This is a genomic window from Corallococcus praedator (assembly GCF_003612125.1).
GTDB lineage: Bacteria > Myxococcota > Myxococcia > Myxococcales > Myxococcaceae > Corallococcus > Corallococcus praedator.
This window is the reverse complement of record NZ_RAWI01000166.1, coordinates 1-19,077: the sequence shown is the minus strand read 5'-3', so window position 1 is coordinate 19,077 and position 19,077 is coordinate 1. Positions and strand designations below refer to the sequence as shown.

Here is a 19,077-nt window from a genome sequence, read left to right as displayed (position 1 = left end):
CGCCTCGAATGCTTCTGCAATCCGCGTCCACTCCGGCTTCTCCACCTGCTTCGCCATGCCCGGAAGCGTCCGCCGCTCGCCGCTACCCCGGCAATCCCTCACGGCACGTCGTTGGCCGGACGGTTACCGACGTCTCGCCCAAGCAACTGGTGCCCAGGCTGGCGGACCGGGGCGAGTACCTGGCCAGCGAGGCGAGCTTCTACCGGGTACTGCGCGCAGCGGGGCAGCTGGCCCACCGAGGCCCCGCGAAGCAGCCCACGCCGCGCCCCAAGGCAGAACACACCGCCACCCGGTCCTGCCAGGTGTGGAGCTGGGACATCACCTACCTGAAGGGCCCGGTGAAGGGCTGCTTCCTCTACCTCTACCTCGTGGTGGACGTCTTCAGCCGCCGCATCATGGGCTGGCGCGTCCACGAGGAGGAATCGTCCGCGCATGCCGCGACCCTCATCCGCGACAGCTGGCACGAGGCGGGCAGCCCCGAGGGCTTGGTGCTGCACTCGGACAACGGCGGCCCGATGAAGGGCGCCACGATGCTGGCCACGCTGCAATGGCTGGGCGTGGCGCCCTCCTTCAGTCGGCCCCGCGTCTCGGACGACAACGCGTTTTCCGAAGCCCTCTTCCGAACGCTGAAGTACCGCCCGTCCTTCCCCCAGCGTGCCTTCGCGTCGGCGCAGGACGCGAAAGCGTGGGTGACGCGTTTCGTCGCCTGGTACAACACCGAGCACCGGCACTCCGCCATCCGCTTCGTCACGCCGGAAGCCAGACACTTCGGCCTCGATGTCTCGCTGCTCGCCCAGCGCCACCAGGTGTACCTGCGCGCTCGCGCTCGTCACCCCGAGCGCTGGAGCCGCGACACGCGCGACTGGACGCCCGCGGGCCCCGTGCGCCTCAATCCCTCTCCGGAAGCGCAGGAGCTGAAGCATATCGGCTGAACCTTCTCACGCGACAACTACCTTGACGCTCACCGCGATGATGGTTGGCATTTCGCACCCATGCCCGTGTCTAGGTTTGGAGGGCTTTGAGGCTGGGCAGCCGACGACGCCCGAAACATCCCCCTTGACACGAGAGACACCTCAACCTCCGTCTGGTTGAGCCAAGCGACCACTTACCCCGGATGGACCGCCCCCTCTAGCGATTGGTATGCGTCTGCCACGCATGGGTAGCTCCTAGATTAAGCCCCTTTCTTCGGGACAATGGACGTGATTATTTCATTTGCCTTGTTCGTTGTTGATTCGATTATGGCCTGGATGTTTGAGTCGTTCTCGTTTTTGCTGTCATTGCCTGTTGCTTTTGATTCGACTTGTGCCCCGGAGGGGGTACTCGGACGGCCCAGGATGAGCTGTCTGATTACTTGCTGCATTGTCGTATGATATGTTTCCTGTGAGGCAATGCGAGCATAGTCGAGTGCGAGTTCGTAGCGTTCGAGTGACGCGACGTCTTGTGCAGACTGCTGATATTGTTCGCGCAGCTTGGCATCATGCCGAAGAAGTGCTGTTCCGATACCCAGTGGTACGGCTGCGAGGCTTAGGCCTCCGAACATGAAGTGCCAGTCGGGATTTGGACTCTTCAGTAATATCATGGCTGCGACCCCAGGACCTGCAATCGCAAGGATGAAGAATGCGAACGCGCCGCGGTAAGCCCATACGGAACGACGCCAAAGTCGATCTGCATCTCCACGCATGAGGCTGGTGCGACTACGAAGTGCGATGCGAGCAAGCTCAAGGCGCGCAACCAGCTTAGGATCTTCCGCAGTCGCTACTTCCTGTGCAAGCACTCGCTCGCGGACAGCATCCTGAGCGCGTCCCTTCTCTGAAAAACTTTCCCGGAGATTCGCGCCGAATGATGCAATCCAAGCAAGTATCCCTCCCAAGACTATAAAAAATGTCAGGGCGGCGAGAACCAGTTTTCCAATATTTCCAATGCTGCTAGAGTATATGAAGTAAGGCAGGGCGCCAATGAGGATGATAAGTATTGCGTTGAGGGCTTTGCTGGTCCAGGGCTTGGCCGACGGTGCTACGCGTGACGTTGCTACGAGTCTCGCGCGGCCACTGCCGGCCGGATCGCGAGAGACAATTGACGCTGCGTCTATCAAAAAAGAGCTCACCAGTTCATCCGCTAATCCCGCAAAATTAGCAGGCACGTGAATAATGACTCTCAGCGTGCGACTGGTTTTAGAGGCGAGTTGCACTTTGAGCCCTGCGGATGATGCAAGGGCGTCCAATTGTGTCCGCCACGCCTCTGGGGGCTCTCCTGAAAGATGATAGATTCCAGAGTAGTCGGCCATCGGGAAGTTGTATGTTGAACTCACCCTAGGTTCAAGTGGGTTTCAGAGTACCCAATCATCTTCGCCGTTTTGGAGCCTAGGGGCTGGAGGCCGGTGACCCGCCGATGCAGTGGTATCCGTCCCGAATCAATATAGGTCCTCTGGATTGCTGGGGCTTGAGAGGAGGCGGGAGCTATTTGGTGGCGTGGGTGTTGAAATGTGTGCAGGTGGGCATGTCGGGAAAAGCCGCGCTTAGGTTGAGGTTGCTCGGGAATTCAGTAACCTACAACCATGACCCTGCGTGTACCCCCCGCGCTATCAATCCTGGATAGTGAAAAGCTCGGTGCTGTTGATACGCCCGAGAATCTATATAAACGGCTCAAGGGTGGCTTGGTAAAGGACCTCTGTGCTCAAGCCGAGACCACCCTCGGCGATGCTGGTTGCTACGACTTGGGGCTCCCTCCTCCAGGCACTTCATTGTCCTTGAGTCCAGGCGCTTCACTTGATCCGTTCTCTCGCTTCGCCAAGTGTCATGCAATTGAGTGTTTGCTTGATAGCACTACTCGCTTTTCTCAGACGCTCGGTCTTTTTGCCGATGCGATAGTGATTCCTGACCCGTTTACTCCGCTTTTTCGTAATGCGAAGTTGTCTCCAGGGTTGGCGATAGAGCTTTTTCGACGACTGCGTGTTCTTGAGGTGGTTCGTCCACTGGTTGAAGAAGGGATTGTAAAATTCAGCTCTCCTGGAATGTCGTACTGTCATAAATGCGCTTCGAAAGTTGAATCCAGGATTGAGGAGGCTGCCCTCCAGTCGGCGCAGGAGACTGTTGATCGAGCGCAGTTTGATGTGCGGGTGGCTGATCGTAGACTATGTATGTTGTCGTTTGAGGCTCCGGACGCAGATGATGGCCTAGTAAGGATGTTGCGACTTCAAGGCGATGACCGTGGGTTAGTTGATGGCTATCGACTTGCCCCTGGGCGCCCCCTTGCCCGCTCTGCCGTCCGTCGCCTGCGCCCACTGCTTGCTCGTATTTATGCTGGTGAGCTGTTTGATGCCCTTGTTCATCTTCAGCGTGCCGAGACTGATGGTACCTATTTTGCTACTGGGGCGCGACATGATGCTCGGCTCTTGCACGAGTTGGGTCGTGTTGTTGCTGCTGATCCAGTGGCGGAGCAGTTCAATGCGCTATCCGATGTGCAGATCCCCTGGGTTAGCAATTTGACTCCAGAGCAGGTGGTGGTTCTTCGGGCCGAGGCTTATAGTGCATTGCCAAGGTTCAGGGCGTATGTCACTAAGGCTCTTTCTAGTGGGTCGCGACTGGATGCAGTTGTTGAGATTGAGAGCCTGCAGGAGGCAGCAGTTGAAGCTGAGCTTGAGTTGTCTGCGGTTTCTAAGTTGAAAATTGGTAAGGACTTGATTACTGCGGGCGGTATTGGATTGGCTGTGGTTGGCGCGGCCCTTGGGGGGGAGGTTGCAGTCACGGCAATTGGGGCACTCGTTGCGGCTGTTTCCGCAGTCCATTCCAGGCATGGTCCTGCTGCTCAGCAGATTCAGAGAATAAAAAGTGATCCGAGTTTTGTTCTCGTGAGAGCAAAGCGCATTTTCGAGGATTCGCATCGCTAGTGAAAAGTTGTCGATGTATGGCGTGATGTGGGGGTTGGGTGGGTGTTGCTGATTGTGTGTTGTCTTTTTTAATGTGACTTTGTGTGGTTCTGTTGCTGGCTGTGGATTCAGTTGGTTTGGGTTCGCAATTGCAGTCGTCTGGGTCTGTTCGAGTTCGGGAAGGTTCAGCGCACGCTGGCCCAGAAGGGATGGAGCGCCTGCCGGCTGGCGGCCAATGCGTGGCGCGCGTCCGCGTTGACGTCGCCGGTGGCGAAGCTGTCGTCGCGGCCCGCCAGCACCTCGATGCAGGCGTGCACGGAGTTCGACAGGCCCTCCAGCGAGTAACCCCCCTCCAGGCACAGCACCAGCTTGCCGCCGGAGACCTCCTCCGCCAGCTTGCGCACGGCGGTGCACATCGCCGCGAAGCCGCGCTCGGTGACGTCCATGCCGCCAATGGGGTCGTCGCGGTGCGGGTCGAACCCCGCGGAGACGAGGATGAGGTCGGGCCGGTAGGCCTGCGCGACAGGCAGCAGCAGCTCCTCGAAGATCATCCCGTAGTCGGCGTCGGTGTTGCCGCCGGGCAGGCCGCAGTTGACGGTGAAGCCCTGGCCCTCGCCCCGGCCCACCTCCGGCGCGGCGCCGCTGCCCGGGTAGTAGGGGAACTGGTGCACGGACTGGTAGAGCACGTCGCGCCGGCCCCAGAAGGCGGCCTGGGTGCCGTTGCCGTGGTGCACGTCCCAGTCCAGCACCAGCACGCGCTCCGCGCCCAGCCGCCGTCCGGCCTCCGCGGCGATGGCGACGTTGTTGAACAGGCAGAAGCCCATGGCCCGGTCCGGCTCCGCGTGGTGGCCGGGCGGACGCACCAGCGCGAACGCGTTCTTCGCCCGGCCCGCGAGCACCGCCTCCACGGCCTGCACCGCCGCGCCCGCCGCAAGCCTCGCCGCGTCCACGCTGTCCGGTGACACGAAGGTGTCCCCGTCGATCTCCGCGCTCTGTCCGCTCAAGCTCGCGAGCGATGCCAGGAGCGCCGGGCCGTGCACCGCGGCCAGCTCCGCGTCGGTGGCGGAGCGGGGCTGCGCCATCACCGTGCCCGCGATGGGGGTCCGGGCGAGCATCTGGAGGATGCGCCGCAGCCGGGCGGGGGACTCCGGGTGGCCCTCGCCCGGGTCGTGCTGGAGGAAGAGCGGGTCGGTGAGCAGCAGCGTCGCGGTCATCGTACTGACGACCTTACGCATCCCGGGGCCGGGAACCCAGCGCCAGGGTCGGGCCAGGAGGGGCCGCTCCTTGCCCTGGGTGGCACACCCTCCCTACAGTGCGCGGGCCTTGGCACGTCGTCTCAAGAAACCCGGTCTCCGGGGCATCCTCCTGGGTTCTTTCGGCCTCGCACTGGCCGTCGTCCTGGGGACGCTCTACTTCGTTGTCCCGCTTCAAGTGGGAAACCACCTGCAGGAGGGCATGCTCGCTCGCGCCCGCTACAAGGCCCAGGAGGTGAGCGTCCTGCTCGGAGGCCAGGCAGGCGCTCGGCCAGGCCCTGGCCTGCAGGGCATCTACCGTCCCGACAAGGACTTCAGTGTCGTGGCCGTCGTGGACGCGCAGGGCTCGCCCCTGGCCACCCACCCCTCGCCGGTGCCCAGCTGGTTCCAGAGGGCCCTGGAGGACCGCACCCGGTCGGACGCCGGTGCCCAGCTCCCGCTGGACAAGCTGACGTTCCCCAACGGCGACGTGGCGGTGGCTGAACCCGTGATGCTCGCGGGCGGAGCACCCGGGGAAGTGGTGGTGGTGGTGAACCTGTCGCGGCTGGATGAAGTGCTCCAGTCGCTGCGGCACACCGTGCTGCTGGCCTTCCTGGTGGGCCTGGTGCTGTTCCTGCTGGTGGCGTTCCTCATCTCCCGCGCGTTCATCCTCCAGCCGCTGGACACGATGATGTCCATGGCGCGCAAGCTGGCGGAGGCGGACCTCACCGGCCGCGCGGAGGTGCGCAACAGCACGGACGAACTGGGCCAGCTGGCGGAGGCGCTCAACCGCATGGCCCAGAGCTGGCGCGACACGCTGGGCCGCGTGCGCGGCGTGTCCGACGTGGTGGCGGGCGTCATCGAGCAGATCCACCGCACCGGCACCACCGTGTCCTCCGGCGCGGGCACCGTGCAGTCGCGCGTGGAGGAGACGTCCTCCTCCATGGTGGAGATGATGGCCAGCTTGCGCGGCATCGCGGAGAACGTGGAGGTCCTCTACCAGAGCGCGGAGGAGAGCAGCTCCTCCATCATGGAGATGGCCGCCACCAACGACGAGGTGGCGGAGAACGTCCAGGCCATGGCCGCCAGCGTGGAGGAGACCACCAGCGCCATCGAGCAGATGACGTACTCCATCAAGGAAGTGGCCAAGAACATCGAGGACCTGTCCGCCTCCACCGAGGACACCTCCTCCGCCATCAGTGAGATGGACGCGGCCATCGGCCAGGTGGACGCCAACGCCAACGAGACGGCCCGCCTGTCTGAACAGGTCTTCGAGGACGCCCAGACGGGCGTGGAGGCCCTGCGCAAGACGCTGTCCGGCATCGATCGCATCAAGGACACCAGCCGCACCGCCGCGGGCGTCATCGACAGCCTGGGCCGGCGCATCTCCGAGATTGGCAACATCCTCAACGTCATCGACGACGTGGCGGAGCAGACGAACCTGCTGGCCCTCAACGCCGCCATCATCGCCGCGCAGGCCGGCGAGCACGGCAAGGGCTTCGCGGTCGTGGCCGAGGAGATCAAAGACCTGGCCGAGCGCACCGGCGCGTCCACCAAGGAGATCGCGGAGCTCATCCGGGGCGTGCAGGAGGAGAGCCGCAACGCCGTGGTGGTGATGAACCAGGGCTACAAGAGCGTGGAGGAGGGCGTGCAACTGGGCCGCGAGGCGGAAGGGGCCTTGCGGAAGATCAACGACAGCACGCAGAAGTCCACGCAGATGGTGAAGGCCATCGCCCGCGCCACGGTGGAGCAGTCCCGGGGCAGCAAGCAGGTGACGGCGGCCATCCACCGCATCTCCGCCACGGTGCAGATGATCTCCCAGGCCTCCAACGAGCAGGCCCGGGGCGGCGAGCAGATCATGAAGAGCGCGGAGCGGATGAAGACGCTCACCCAGCACGTGCAGCGCTCCAGCCAGGAGCAGGCGCACGGCAGCAAGCAGATCACCCGCTCCATTGAAAGCATCAACGAGATGGTCACCCACCTGAACCGCGCCCAGAAGGAGCAGACCAAGGGCAGCGAACAGGTGCTCAAGGCGGTGGAGACCATCAAGGGCGTGTCCGAGCACCAGACGCGTTCGGTGCGCCAGTTGGAAGAAGCCATCGACAACCTCACGCGTCAGGCGGAGATCCTCCGCGCCGAGGTGCGGCGCTTCCGCGTCTGAAGTCCCAGCCGTCTCCTGAAGAAGGCAGCCCGTTCCTCATGTCCGCCGAGTCCGCGTCTTCCCCCGCTGCTGTCTCCGAGCGCGCCGTGGTGCTGCTCATCGGCGCGGTGCAGTTCGTCAACATCCTCGACTTCGTGATGGTGATGCCGCTGGGCCCCGACTTCGCGAAGGGGCTGGGCATCGAGTCGTCGCACATCGGCACCATTGGCGGCAGCTACACCGCCGCCGCGAGCGTGGCGGGGCTGGTGGGCGGCTACATGCTGGACCGCTTCGACCGCCGCAAGGCGCTGGCGGTGTGCATGCTGGGGCTGGTGGCGGCCACGGCGGCGGGCGGCCTTGCCACGGGGCTGTCCACGCTGCTCCTGGCGCGGGTGTGCGCGGGCCTCTTCGGCGGGCCGGCGACGGCGCTGTCGCTGTCCATCATCGCGGACCTCATCCCGGCGGAGCGCCGGGGCCGGGCGCTGGGCGCGGTGATGGCGTCCTTCTCCGTGGCGTCCGTGCTGGGCGTCCCCATGGCCCTGAAGGTGGCGGAGGTGGGCGGCTGGCGGCTGCCCTTCTTCGCGGTGGCGGCGCTGGGGCTGGTGGTGGCCACGGCCGCGCTCATCCTCCTGCCGCCGGTGCGCGGCCACCTGGGGCAGGGCGGCAGCGCGGCCCGGGCCCCGGGCGTGGGCGCGCTCCTGGGCCGCTCCGACGTGCAGCTGTCGTATCTGATGACGGCGCTGGTGATGATGAGCGGCTTCATCGTCATCCCGAACATCTCCGCCTATCTGCAGCAGAACCTGGGCTACCCGCGCGACCGGCTGTGGATCATCTACTTCGCGGGCGGCATCGTGAGCTTCGTCACGCTGCGGATGACGGGGCCGCTGGTGGACCGCTTCGGTTCGTTCCGCGTGGGCACGGTGGGCGTGCTGCTGGCCGCGGTCTTCACCTTCGTGGGCTTCGTCTCCTATCCTGCGTGGCTGCCCATCCCGCTGCTCTTCATGGGCTTCATGATGGCCATGGGGGTGCGCAACGTGGCGTACAACACGCTCACCTCCCGCGTGCCGGACAACCCGGTGCGCGCCCGCTTCATGTCGCTGCAGTCCGCGACGCAGCACATGGCGTCCGCGCTGGGCGCCTTCCTGTCCTCCCGCCTGCTGGTGGACCTGCCGGACGGGACGCTGGGCGGCATGGGGACCATCGCCTGGGTCTCCATTGGCCTGTCGCTGGGGGTGCCCGTCATGCTGTGGGTGGTGGAGAACCGGGTCCGCTCGCGCGAACAGGCCCGGGCCCTGGCGGCGCCCCCCTCCCAGGGACTGGCGGTGCCGCTGTCGCCCCAGGCGAACCCCCACGCCTGAGGCGTTTTGCCCCACCGGGCACCGGGGGCACGACCGCCCGCCCCCTCCTCACGGTGCCGGCCGGTCGCTGGATGTCCACTGGCGGTTGCGCGAGCCCGCTCCCGGGGCGATAACCCGGGATCTCCCTCCAAGGGGACTCTGAAGACCCATGTTCAACATTGGCGCAGGCGAAATGGTGTTCATCCTGGTGGCCGCGCTGATCGTGCTCGGCCCCCAGCGGTTGCCTGAGCTGGCGCGGGCCATCGGCAAGTTCATGCGCGAGTTCCGTCGCCAGACGGACGATGTGCGCAACGTGGTGGAGCGCGAGTTCTACCAGATGGATCAGGACTTCAACCGCGAGCTGCCGGCGCCGACGCGCCCGGGCACGCGCGTGCCGTCGCCGCCCCCGGAGCTGGCCTCCAGCGCGCACCACCTGCCGGATGGGTCCATGCCCAACCTGCTCGCGGAGCCCTCCCCGTCGCTCACCGAGTCCCTGGACCCCGTGCGGCTGCCCGCTCCCGAAGCGGCGTCGGAGTCGTCTTCTGACGCCGGGGCCGCGCCCCTGACGATGGCGGCGCTTCCCGAGGCTTCGCCCGCGACCGGCGCCGAAGCGGACGGTGAAGCCGCTGGGGTGGAGCCGCGCCTGGGGCCGGATGGCCTTCCGCAACTCGCCCCCATTCCGGGCACGGTGGCGCGCAACGCGCCGAAACGGAGCTGAGCCCTGAACCGCCAAGGGGTTGATTTCAACGATTTGCGCATGAGCCTGTCGGAGCACCTGACGGAGCTGCGCTCGCGGCTCGTGAAGTGCTCGCTCGCGGTGCTCGTGCTGGGCGCCGTGTCGCTCATCTTCGCCAAGCCCATCTTCGGCCTGCTGATGCGGCCGGTGCTCGACGCGCTGCCCGCGGACGGGCGCTCGCTCGTCTACACATCCGGCATCGAAGAAATCAACGTGCTGATGAAGGTGGGCGTGTACTGCGGCATCTTCCTCACCACGCCCGTCATCCTCTGGCAGATCTGGGGCTTCGTGGCGCCGGGGCTCTACCCGGAGGAGCGCAAGTACGCGTCGCCCTTCGTGGTGCTGGGCTCGGTGGCCTTCATCGTGGGCTCGCTGTTCTGCTACTTCCTGGTGCTGCCCTCCATGTTCAAGTTCCTCCTGAGCGAGGAGGAGACGCTCGCCCTGGAGCAGCGCGTGGACACGGCGCGCCTGGGCGGGGAGGACGCGCTGCGCTTCCTGCGCATTGGCGAGGTGGAGAGAGCCGGCCACCTGGCGAAAGAGACCAGCGCCGCGCTGACGGCCGCCGGTGAAGGCCAGGTGAAGGACCCGGAGGTCGCCACCGCGAAGAGCGTGGAGCTGACGGCGCGCCTGAAGGGCCTGGGCGAGTTGCTGGACGCGGCGTCGGACGGGCTGGGCGCCCCCGCGCGCGGCGTGCTGCGCGCGGCGGTGGAGAAGCGGGTGGAGGCGGTGAACGCCTACGGCCGGCAGGACTACGCCACGTCGGAGGCGGCCATGGACCAGGCGGCGAGCCTGCTCGCGGGCGTGGCCCCCACGCGCGCGGAGGAGATGTCCGGCCTGTGGCGGCTGCAGAAGGAGCTGGCCCGGGGCCACGCGGAGGCGGAAGCCGCGCGCTGGACGCGCCCCATGCTGACGATGAACGAGCAGCTGTCGCTGGTGCTGCTGCTCATCCTCGCCTTCGGCGTCATCTTCGAGCTGCCGCTGGTGATGGCGCTCCTGGGCATCGTCGGGGTGGTGCAGTCGAAGTGGCTCTTCCGCTACCAGCGCCACGCGTTCGTGGTGTGCCTCATCGCGGCGGCCATCCTGACGCCCACGGGCGACGTGGTGAACCTGTCGCTGATGGCCGGCCCCATGCTGCTCTGCTACGAGCTGGGCGTGCTGGCGGTGTGGCTCATCGAGAAGCGCCGCGCGAAGTCGGAAGCCTCCACGGACATCACCCCGGCGGCGTAGGCTCTCGGGCGCATGAAGAGCCTCTCCGCGCGACTGATGGTGGACCTGCGCTACCTGCGCGCGCTGTCGCGCAGGTTCCGCAGCACGTTGCTGCTGGCGGTGGCCATCTTCGGGCTGGGGCCGCTGTTGTACCAGGCGCGCTACGTGGGGCCGGGGGGTGACCGCATCTCCTACGGAGAGGCGCTGCACCACGTCTACTTCCTGCTCTTCGGGCAGCCGTCGCTGCCGTACGTCAGCGACTGGCTGGTGGAGAGCCTGAACATCCTCATCCCGCCCATCAGCATCGCGCTGGTGGTGGATGGCGTGGTGCGCTTCGCGTACCTCTTCTTCGCCCGGCACAAGAACGACAAGGAGTGGGTCACCGTGGTGTCCGAAACGATGAAGGGCCACGTCGTGGTGTGCGGGGCGGGGCGCGTGGGCTACCGCGTGGTGACGCAGCTGCGGGAGATGGGCAAGGACGTGGTGGTGGTGGAGAAGCGCGAGGACGCGACGTTCGTGTCCGCGCTGCGCGATGAGAACGTGCCCTTGCTCATCGACGACACGCGCAGCCCGCTGTGCCTGCCGCGCACGCACGTGAAGAAGGCGTCCGCCATCGTCTGCGCCACGGACGACGACCTGGCGAACCTGAACATCGCGCTGGACGCGCGGCGGCTCAACCCGGGCATCCGCGTGGTCATCCGCCTGTTCGACGACGACCTGGGCGCGAAGGTGCGCGACACGTTCAAGGCGGAGGCCCTGTCCAGCTCCTCGCTGGCCGCGCCCGCGATGGCGCTGGCGGCGTTGGACCCGCGGCTCGTGCACTCGTTCCGCATTGGCAAGCACCTGATGGTGGTGTCGCTGTTCGTGGTGCGTGACGGCCTGCCGGGCCTGAACGTGTCCCAGGTGCGCGACCGCTTCGGCGGGCTGGCCCTGTCGCTCATCCGGGGCGCGGAGGAGACGCTGCACCCGCACGGGGACGTGGTGTTCCAGGCGGGGGACCAGGTCACCATCCAGGCGTCCTACCCGGAGTACTGCGTCCTGCGCGCCTTCACCGGTGAGGCGGAGGCGCCCGCGTACGCGGACCACGACAACTTCCTCATGCCAGGCTACCGCCCCACCGGGTGACCCGGCGGCTTGCGAGCGGGCGGGGAGGCCGGTCAGGCTGGGGGGGCTGGTTCCTGAAGGAAAGGTCCGCCCCGTGATGCGCCGTCCCGCTTTCGCCTTCTGCTTCCTGGCCGTCCTGTCCGCTGGCTGTGCGTCGTCACCGCGCCGTCTGGAGGGGGCGCAGGTGACGCTGGCCTCGCACGCGGACGCGCGCGTGGGCACCTACGTGTCGTCGCCGTGGGGCTTCAGCACGGCGTCGTATTGGATTGAAGGCCCCACGGGGCTCATCCTGGTGGACACGCAGTTCCTGCCGTCCGCGGCGGAGGAGTTCGTCACGTGGGCCGAAGCGGTGACGGGCAAGAAGGCGGAGCTGGCCATCGTGCTGCACGCCAACCCGGACAAGTTCAACGGCACGGACGTGCTGCGCAAGCGCGGCATCCGCGTGGTGACGAGCGAGCAGGTGCGTGCCGCCATCCCGGCCATCCACGAGAAGCGCACGCGGGCCTTCGCTGCGCGGTACGCACCGGATTATCCGACGACGCTGCCCCTGCCGGACAGCTTCGGAAGCCAGACGGCGGAGCTGAGCGCGGGCGGTGTGACGGTGAAGGCGCACGTGCTGGGCGCGGGCTGCAGCGAGGCGCACGTGGTGGTGGAGTTCGACGGGCATGTGTTCCCCGGCGACCTGGTGGCGAACGACGCGCACAGCTGGTTGGAGATTGGCCGCACGGATGCGTGGCTGGAGCGGCTGGAGGAGCTGAAGGCGCTGCGCCCGAAGGTGGTGCACCCGGGACGCGGGCCCTCCGGTGACGCGGGGCTGCTCACCCGGGAGCGTCAGTACCTGGAGCGCGTCATCGCGGAGGTCGCGGCGGAGAAGCCCCGGGGGGCGTACACGGAAGCGGCGGGGGAGCGCATCCGGGCGCGCATCGAAGCGGCGTTCCCGGGACTGCGCCTCCCGGTGTTCCTGAACATCGGCCTGCCGGCGGAGTGGGACCGGCAGGCGCGGGCCGCGGCGACCGCGCCCTGAAGGACGCGGTCGCGTGCCGACACTCAGGGATGCGGGCAGTTCGGTCCGAGGGAAAAGGTCCTCCAATAGGGTGTCTTCTGGCCCGCGTTGATCTCGGTGCCATCGCACTTGCAGTCGCGCCAGCCCACTTCGACGGTCTTCGACGAGTTGCTGTAGTAGGTGACGGAGAGGCTGGGATCGACGCCGCAACTGGGAGGCGCGATGGCCTGCTCCACCTGGTCCACGGCGGGCTCCTGTCCGGGAGACGATTCCGCGCCCCCGCATGCGGCCAGCAGCATTGCTCCGGTGAGCGACACACCCCTAAGAAGTCGGTTCATCTGGCAATCCTTTCCGTGAAAGGGAAGGAGACCAGACTACCGGGAGAAGCCGACAAATGCCGACAGGGCAGACCGCGAAGGTTGGATTCCAGGCAGGAGTCCGTCGCTCCTTCTCGGTGGGGGCGGACGTCGCGTGGCAGGGGTGGGGCGAAGGCCCGGGACTGGCTCGCTGGGTGGGCACGCTCCATGGGCCGTTGAAGCAAGGGGCGGCGCTCTCGCTTCCGGATGGGACCCGCGTGACGGTGGTGCGGTGCGTCCCCGCGAAGCAGTTGCGCCTGCGATTGGAGCGCGACGGGTGGAGCCGGGCCCGCACCGTCCAGCTGCGCCTGATTCCCTCCGTGCACGGCATCACCGTGGCGCTGCACGCGGAGGGGCTTCCGGATGCGGGCGTCCGCGAGGAGCTGCTGGCGCGGTGGACGCACGTCCTGGAGGGCTGGAATGCCTTCTCCGGCAGGAAGGTGGCGGTGAGCCGGTCGGGTTCCCTGGAGCGCGAGCCCGCGGGCAATGGGGGGGCAGAGGAGGCGCCTTCCCTGGAGCCGGGACTCGCGGAGAAGGGCGCGGCGGACCTGAAGAAGGCCGGGCCCGTCGGAGGGGCGCGCGGGGTGAAGAAGAGCGCGGCGCGCGGCGCGAAGTCCGCGCCCGTGAAGTCCCGGGGCGGAGTGAAGAAGGGCGCGTCCGCGAAGCGCCCTCTTGCCTCAGGAAAGACGACCGCGAGGAAGACGGCTGGGAAGGGGAAGCCATCCCCTTCCGCGAAGAAGACGCGGTCCCGGAAGTAGGCCGCGCCAGGAGCGCAAGCCGTTGCCGCGAAACGGCATCTCCGCGCGGTGAGTGGGCCCTTGAACCGGCCCCCTGCGCCGGCCCGCCGCCGTCACCGCCCGCGCAGTCCCTGGGCAATCTTCAGGATGTCCGCGAGCACGCCCGCCGCCGTGACGGGGCCGCCCGCGCCCGCGCCCTGCACCAGCAGCGGGTGGTCCGCGTAGCGCTCCGTGGAGAAGGCCACGAACGCCTCCGAGCCGCGCAGACGCGTCGCCGGATGCTCCTTGGGCACGGCCACCGGCCCCACGCGCAGCACCGGCCCGTCCTTCGCGGACGGGTCGATGCGCGCCAGATAGCGCAGCACCTTGCCCTCCGCGCGCAGGCCCTCGATGCGCGAGGTGAACGTCCGGTCCAGCTTCTCCAGGCCGGAGAGGAAGCGCTCCACGTCCACTTCCTCCAGGTATTCGCGCGGCACGAAGGGCTCCACCTCCACGTCCTCCATCGACAGCTGCAGGCCCTGCTCACGCGCGAGGATGAGCGCCTTGCGCGCGGCGTCCGTGCCCGCCAGGTCCTCGCGCGGGTGCGGCTCCGTGAAGCCCTTCTCGCGCGCGGTGCGCACCGCCTTCGACAGCGGCACGCCGTCCATCAACTGCTGGCTCAGGTAGCCGAGCGTTCCGGAGAACGAACCCTCCACCCCGTGCACCCGGTCCCCCGTGCGCACCAGGTCCTTCAGCGTCTGGATGACGGGCAGGCCCGCGCCCACCGTCGTCTCGTAGTGGTAGGCGCGGTGGTTCAGGTGCGCGGTGCTCCGCAGCCGCTCCCACACCTCGCGCGGCTGCGTCAGCGGCTTCTTGTTCGCCGCGACCACGTGGATGCCGCTGCGGAACGCCTCCAGGTACAGCGCCTCCATGCCGTCCGCCGCGGTGCAGTCCACCAGCACCGGCACCGGCAGCCGCCGCAGCGGCTCCAGCAGCGCCTGCACCACGGGCGGGGACGCACCCTCGGGCACCGCTTCGATGCGCTCGCGCCACTGGCTCAGCGGGATGCCTTCTGGTGAAAAGAGCACCCGCCGGCTGTCCGCGAGCCCCACCAGGTTGAGCTGGATGCCGTGCGCCTGCGCCAGCGTCTGTTGCAGCGTGCGCAGCTGTTCCAACAACTGGCTGCCCACCACGCCATGGCCCAGCACCAGCAGGCTCACCTCCTCATGGGCGAAGTGGAAGGCCGCGTGCACCGTGCGCACCGTCAGCGCCGTCTCCCCTCCATCCACGATGAAGGAGATGGAGCGCGCGCTGGCCGTCTGCGCGATGGCGCGCACGTTGATGCCCAGCGCTCCCAACGGCTGGAACAGGCGTCCGGCCACGTTGGCGCCCTGGCCCATCGCCTCCGCCACCAGCGCCACCTGCGTCACCGGCGCGCGCACCTGGGGCGGCAGCAGTGCGCCCCGCTCCAGCTCCGGCGCCAGTTCACGCCGCAGCACCTCTTCCGCGCGGGCCGCATGCACCCGGTGCAGCACCACCGCCACCGAACGCCCCGGCGAGGACTGCGCCGCCATCCACGCGTCGATGCCCGCGGCCTCCAGGGCCTGCAACGCGCGAGGCCCCACCGGCCGCGCCGCCTCTTCCGTCCCGCCCTCCAGGCCTAGCAGCGCCAGGTCCTCCAGCGACACCACGCACGTGGGCACGCTGCCGTCCCCCGCGCCGGGCACGTCGATGAGCGTGCCGGGCTCGTCGGGGTGTTGCAGGTGGCGCACGCGCAGCGGGATGTCCGCGTCCCGCAGCGTGGACAGCGCGCGAGGGTGCAGCGTGGGCAGGCCCAGGTACACCAGCTCCAGCGCCTCCGTGTAGCTCAGGTGTGGCACCGGCCGCGCATCCGCGACATGCAGCGGATCCGCCGTCATCACCCCGGGCACGTCCGTCCACAGCGTCAACGGAGTACCCAGGAGCACGGCCAGCACCGCCGCCGTCTCGTCCGCGCCACCGGTGCCCAGGGTCGTGGAGCGCCCGTCGAGCGACACGCCCCGTCCGCCCGCGTGCAACGTCAAACGTCCCTCCCACGCGGGACGCAGCGTCGCCACGCGCGCACGGGTGTGCTCCCGGTTCACGCGCGCCTGTCCGGGCTCCCCGTCCGTCACCGTCCAGTCCGCCGCGTCCACCTCCAGCGAGGGCACACCCCGCGCGCCCAGCAGCCGCCCCAGCAGCGCCGCCGTCAGCCGCTCGCCCGTGCCACGCACCACGTCCTCCAGCGCCGGCCGTCGCTCGCGCACGAGGCTGGCTCCATCCAACGCGCGACGCGCGGGCTCCAGCAGCGACGCCAACGAGCGCGTGCCGTGCGCCTCCACCGACGTGGAGCCTGGAGGCGCGCCCAGCCGGCGCTCGGCCTCCTCCAGCATCAGCAGTCCGCGCGCGAGGAGACCGTCCAGCTCCTGCCGGGCCAGCGTGGAGTTGCCCTTCAACGCGATGGACAGCGCGGCCTCCAGGCCGGTGGAGAGCCAGGGCGGCGAGGACACGATGGCGGCGCGGGTGGTGCCCGCGTCGCGGCGCGAAAGGTGCGTGGCCACGGACGCGAGGCCCAGGGCGTTGTCGAGGAGGAACGGCGCGTAGCGGGTGATGCTCACGGGGGCGGTCATGAAGTCTTCCGGGCGCGGACGCCGGCAGGAGAAGGAATGCGGGCGTCGCGGCCCACGCCCGGTGGCAGGGCAAGGGCGCGCAGCAACAGGGGCGCGAGCGCGTCCCATTCGATGAGGAAGCCGTCGTGGCCGTGCACGCTGCACAGCGCCGCGTATTCGGCGTGGAGCCCCTGCGCGCGCAGGCGCCGGGACAGCGTCACCATGTGTTCGGGCGGGAAGAGCTGGTCGCGGTCGATGCCGATGGCCAACGTGCTCGCGCGAATGCGGTCCAGGCCGGGACCTCCGCGGGGCGTGGGCACGCGCGCCAGGTCGTGGTGGTCCATGGCGCCCAGCAGGGCCAGGTAGGAGCGGGCGTCGAAGCGCGCCTCCAGCTTCGCGCCCTGGTGCTCCAGGTAGCTCTCCACCGGATACAGCGCCCGTGACGACCACGTCTGCGGACGCTTCTGGAGCGCGTCCAGGCCGGCCTCCGCGCGGTAGGTGAGCGTCGCAAGCTGACGCGCCAGCTCCAGGCCGCGACGTGGGGACTCGGGGTACTCCGGATCCAACAGGATGGCCTGCCGGGCCACATGGTTCCAGCCCACCACCCACGCGGAAGCGGACTCTGCCGTGGCCATGGGCACCATGCGCTGGAAGCGCTCCGGCGCGAGCGCCGCGAGGCACAGAACGATCATCCCGCCCAGCGAGCCTCCGGTGACGAGCGCCACCTCCTCCACGCCCAGTGCGTCCAGCGCGGCGAGGATGGAGCGCGCCTGATCCCACGGTGTAATTGTGGCGGGGAGGCTGCGCTCATCCAGGCGCAGGTCGCCCTTGGCCAGCACGGGCGACGGGCCGAAGCGCGTGTCGTCGGTGCGCTGGGGGAAGCCCTCGTCCGCGGGGCCGAAGGTGCCGTAGCAGGAGCCCAGGTTGTTGAAGCACAGGAGGCGCACGCGCGAAGGGTCCAGCGGGCGGCCCGGCCCGATGACGGGCTCCCACCAGCCGCCTTCGCCTCCCGCGTTCATGTCTCCGGTGAGCGCGTGCACCACCAGCACGGTGGGCACGGGGTCGGGCGCGCGTCGCGGGCCGTTGCGACGTGCGTCGGTGGCGGCGTCCCGCAGCTCGGACGCGGAGCGCCGCACGACCTGAAGCCTGCCCGCGCGCGTCGCCTCATCCGAGTGCACGCGCGAGCGCGACTGCAACCACGCGAGGTCCTCCGGGGGCCCCCACCACCAGCCGCGCACCAGATGGGGGGCCACGCGAGCCCCGGCCTCCAGTGGCAGGTCCGGCAGTGACAGGTCGAAGACGCGCGGCGTTTCCGCGCGCGCGGGGATGTCCACGGGATTCCTCACGGGGCGCATGGCGTCAGGCCGCGTTCAACGCCTGGTCCAGGTCGGCCAGGATGTCGTCCAGGTGTTCCAGGCCCACGGACAGCCGCACCAGGTCGTCGGTGACGCCCGTGCTGGCGCGCTCCTCCGGCGACAGCTGCTCATGCGTCGTGGACGCGGGGTGGATGATGAGCGAGCGCGTGTCGCCGATGTTCGCGAGCAGGCTCCACAGCTTCACGCCGTCAATCACGCGGCGTCCCGCGGGCAAGCCGCCCTTCACGCCGAAGGTGACGAGTCCGCCGAAGCCGCCCTTCAGGTACTTCTTCGCGTTGGTGAACGCGGGGTCGGTCTCCAGGCCCGGGTAGCGCACCCACTCCACCTTCTTGTGCGTCTGGAGCCACTTCGCCACGGAGAGCGCGTTCTGCGAGTGGCGCTCCAGGCGCAGGCGCAGCGTCTCCAGGCCCAGGATGAACGCGTGCGCGTTGAAGGGGCTGAGCGCGGGGCCCAGGTCGCGCAGGCCCTCCAGGCGGGCCTTGAGGATGAAGGCCGCGGGCCCGAAGGCCTCGCGCAGGCGCAGGCCGTGGTAGCCGGGGTTGGGCTCGGTCAGCTCGGGGAACTTCCCGTTCTCCCAGGGGAAGTTGCCACCATCCACGATGACGCCGCCAATGGAGGTGCCGTGACCGCCGATGTACTTCGTCGCGCTGTGCAGCACGATGTGCGCGCCGTGGCGCAGCGGGTTGAAGAGGGCGGGGGACAGCGCGGTGTTGTCCACGAAGAGGGGCAGGCCGGCGTCACGCGCGATGGCGCCAATGGCGTCGAAGTCCGGCACGTCCAGGCGCGGGTTGCCCAGCGACTCCAGGTAGAGCGCCTTCGTCTTGGGGCCAATGGCCTCGCGGAAGGACTCCGGACGGTTGGAGTCCACGAAGCGGGTGGTGATGCCCAGGCGCGGCAGCGTCACCTTGAAGAGGTTGTAGGTGCCGCCGTAGAGGCTGGCGCCGGAGACGATCTCATCCCCGTTCTTGAGGATGTTGAGGATGCCCAGCGTCTGCGCGGCCTGTCCGGACGCTACGGCGAGCGCGCCCACGCCGCCTTCGAGCGCGGCGATGCGCTTCTCGAACACGTCCGTCGTGGGGTTCATGATGCGCGTGTAGATGTTGCCGAACTCCTTGAGACCGAAGAGGGCGGCGGCGTGGTCCGCGTCGCGGAAGCGGTAGCTGGTCGTCTGGTAGATGGGCACCGCGCGCGACCCGGTGGTGGGGTCGGGCGAATAGCCGGCGTGCAGCGCGAGCGTGTCGAAGTGCAGCGGGCGGTCGTTGGGCGTGCTCATGGCAAGGGGCTCCTGTTCGCGTCGCCAGCGAGGGCGCGCGTGAGTGAAGGGCGGACGGGTGACGGGGACGTCAGGGCGCGACGGGCGGCGGGGGAGGCTTCAGGTC

The 19,077-nt window shown here is 68.2% G+C and carries 14 protein-coding genes and 1 pseudogene; 9 read left to right on the top strand and 6 right to left on the bottom strand.

Annotation, left to right across the window (positions count from 1 at the left end; genetic code table 11):
• On the top strand, positions 1-932 hold a 932-nt coding region (locus D7Y13_RS21405), incomplete at its 5' end, for an IS3 family transposase (RefSeq protein WP_147444329.1).
• Between the two features lie 239 nt (positions 933-1,171).
• On the opposite strand, the gene D7Y13_RS21400 is transcribed toward D7Y13_RS21405, so the two are convergent.
• A complete protein-coding gene (locus D7Y13_RS21400; RefSeq protein ID WP_120584100.1) occupies positions 1,172-2,284 on the bottom strand; it encodes a hypothetical protein in 1,113 nt (370 codons plus the stop codon).
• A gap of 270 nt (positions 2,285-2,554) precedes the next feature.
• Between D7Y13_RS21400 and D7Y13_RS45285 the strand changes: the two genes are divergently transcribed.
• Complete coding sequence (locus D7Y13_RS45285) at positions 2,555-3,886, top strand: hypothetical protein (RefSeq protein WP_147444328.1); 1,332 nt, start codon at positions 2,555-2,557, stop codon at positions 3,884-3,886.
• A 164-nt stretch (positions 3,887-4,050) separates the two neighbouring features.
• Here the strand turns inward: D7Y13_RS45285 and D7Y13_RS21390 are convergent, their stop codons facing one another.
• Entirely contained in the window at positions 4,051-5,079 is a 1,029-nt protein-coding gene (locus D7Y13_RS21390; RefSeq protein ID WP_199732806.1) for a histone deacetylase family protein, read from the bottom strand.
• Between the two features lie 109 nt (positions 5,080-5,188).
• On the opposite strand from D7Y13_RS21390, the pseudogene D7Y13_RS21385 reads away from it, so the two are divergent.
• The 6 genes and pseudogenes from D7Y13_RS21385 to D7Y13_RS21360 form a co-directional block, all read left to right on the top strand.
• Positions 5,189-7,258, top strand: a pseudogene (locus D7Y13_RS21385) (methyl-accepting chemotaxis protein); the annotation flags it as partial.
• Positions 7,259-7,296: 38 nt separating this feature from the next.
• Positions 7,297-8,595, top strand: a complete 1,299-nt coding sequence (locus tag D7Y13_RS21380) for an MFS transporter (RefSeq protein ID WP_120584098.1) — start codon at positions 7,297-7,299, stop codon at positions 8,593-8,595.
• A 148-nt stretch (positions 8,596-8,743) separates the two neighbouring features.
• Positions 8,744-9,292, top strand: coding sequence for a Sec-independent protein translocase protein TatB (gene tatB, locus D7Y13_RS21375; protein WP_120584097.1), 549 nt, complete (start codon positions 8,744-8,746; stop codon positions 9,290-9,292).
• Positions 9,293-9,331: 39 nt separating this feature from the next.
• Positions 9,332-10,537: a twin-arginine translocase subunit TatC gene (gene tatC / locus D7Y13_RS21370; RefSeq protein WP_120534569.1), complete on the top strand. Its 1,206-nt coding sequence runs from the start codon at positions 9,332-9,334 to the stop codon at positions 10,535-10,537.
• A 12-nt stretch (positions 10,538-10,549) separates the two neighbouring features.
• Positions 10,550-11,641 carry a potassium channel family protein gene (locus tag D7Y13_RS21365; RefSeq protein ID WP_120534570.1) on the top strand — a complete coding sequence of 364 codons (1,092 nt, stop codon included), beginning with the start codon at positions 10,550-10,552 and terminating at the stop codon, positions 11,639-11,641.
• Positions 11,642-11,717: 76 nt separating this feature from the next.
• Complete coding sequence (locus D7Y13_RS21360; protein ID WP_120584096.1) at positions 11,718-12,644, top strand: MBL fold metallo-hydrolase; 927 nt, start codon at positions 11,718-11,720, stop codon at positions 12,642-12,644.
• A 23-nt stretch (positions 12,645-12,667) separates the two neighbouring features.
• Here the strand turns inward: D7Y13_RS21360 and D7Y13_RS21355 are convergent, their stop codons facing one another.
• Positions 12,668-12,961 (bottom strand): DUF6289 family protein, encoded by a 294-nt coding sequence (locus tag D7Y13_RS21355; protein WP_147444327.1) that lies wholly within the window; start codon positions 12,959-12,961, stop codon positions 12,668-12,670.
• A gap of 56 nt (positions 12,962-13,017) precedes the next feature.
• On the opposite strand from D7Y13_RS21355, the gene D7Y13_RS21350 reads away from it, so the two are divergent.
• The gene (locus tag D7Y13_RS21350) at positions 13,018-13,737 is read left to right on the top strand and encodes a hypothetical protein (protein WP_147444326.1); all 720 of its coding nucleotides are present in this window, start codon (positions 13,018-13,020) and stop codon (positions 13,735-13,737) included.
• 92 nt (positions 13,738-13,829) lie between these two features.
• Here D7Y13_RS21350 and D7Y13_RS21345 read toward each other — a convergent pair whose 3' ends face one another.
• The 3 genes from D7Y13_RS21345 to D7Y13_RS21335 are packed head-to-tail and all read right to left on the bottom strand — an operon-like array spanning position 13,830 to position 18,971.
• Positions 13,830-16,343 (bottom strand): amino acid kinase family protein, encoded by a 2,514-nt coding sequence (locus D7Y13_RS21345; protein WP_158620391.1) that lies wholly within the window; start codon positions 16,341-16,343, stop codon positions 13,830-13,832.
• Entirely contained in the window at positions 16,340-17,677 is a 1,338-nt protein-coding gene (locus D7Y13_RS21340) for an alpha/beta fold hydrolase (protein ID WP_120534574.1), read from the bottom strand. The genes D7Y13_RS21345 and D7Y13_RS21340 overlap by 4 nt, the downstream gene beginning before the upstream one ends.
• Before the next feature lie 4 nt (positions 17,678-17,681).
• The gene (locus tag D7Y13_RS21335; protein WP_120534575.1) at positions 17,682-18,971 is read right to left on the bottom strand and encodes an O-acetylhomoserine aminocarboxypropyltransferase/cysteine synthase family protein; all 1,290 of its coding nucleotides are present in this window, start codon (positions 18,969-18,971) and stop codon (positions 17,682-17,684) included.
• Positions 18,972-19,077 lie beyond the last annotated feature (106 nt).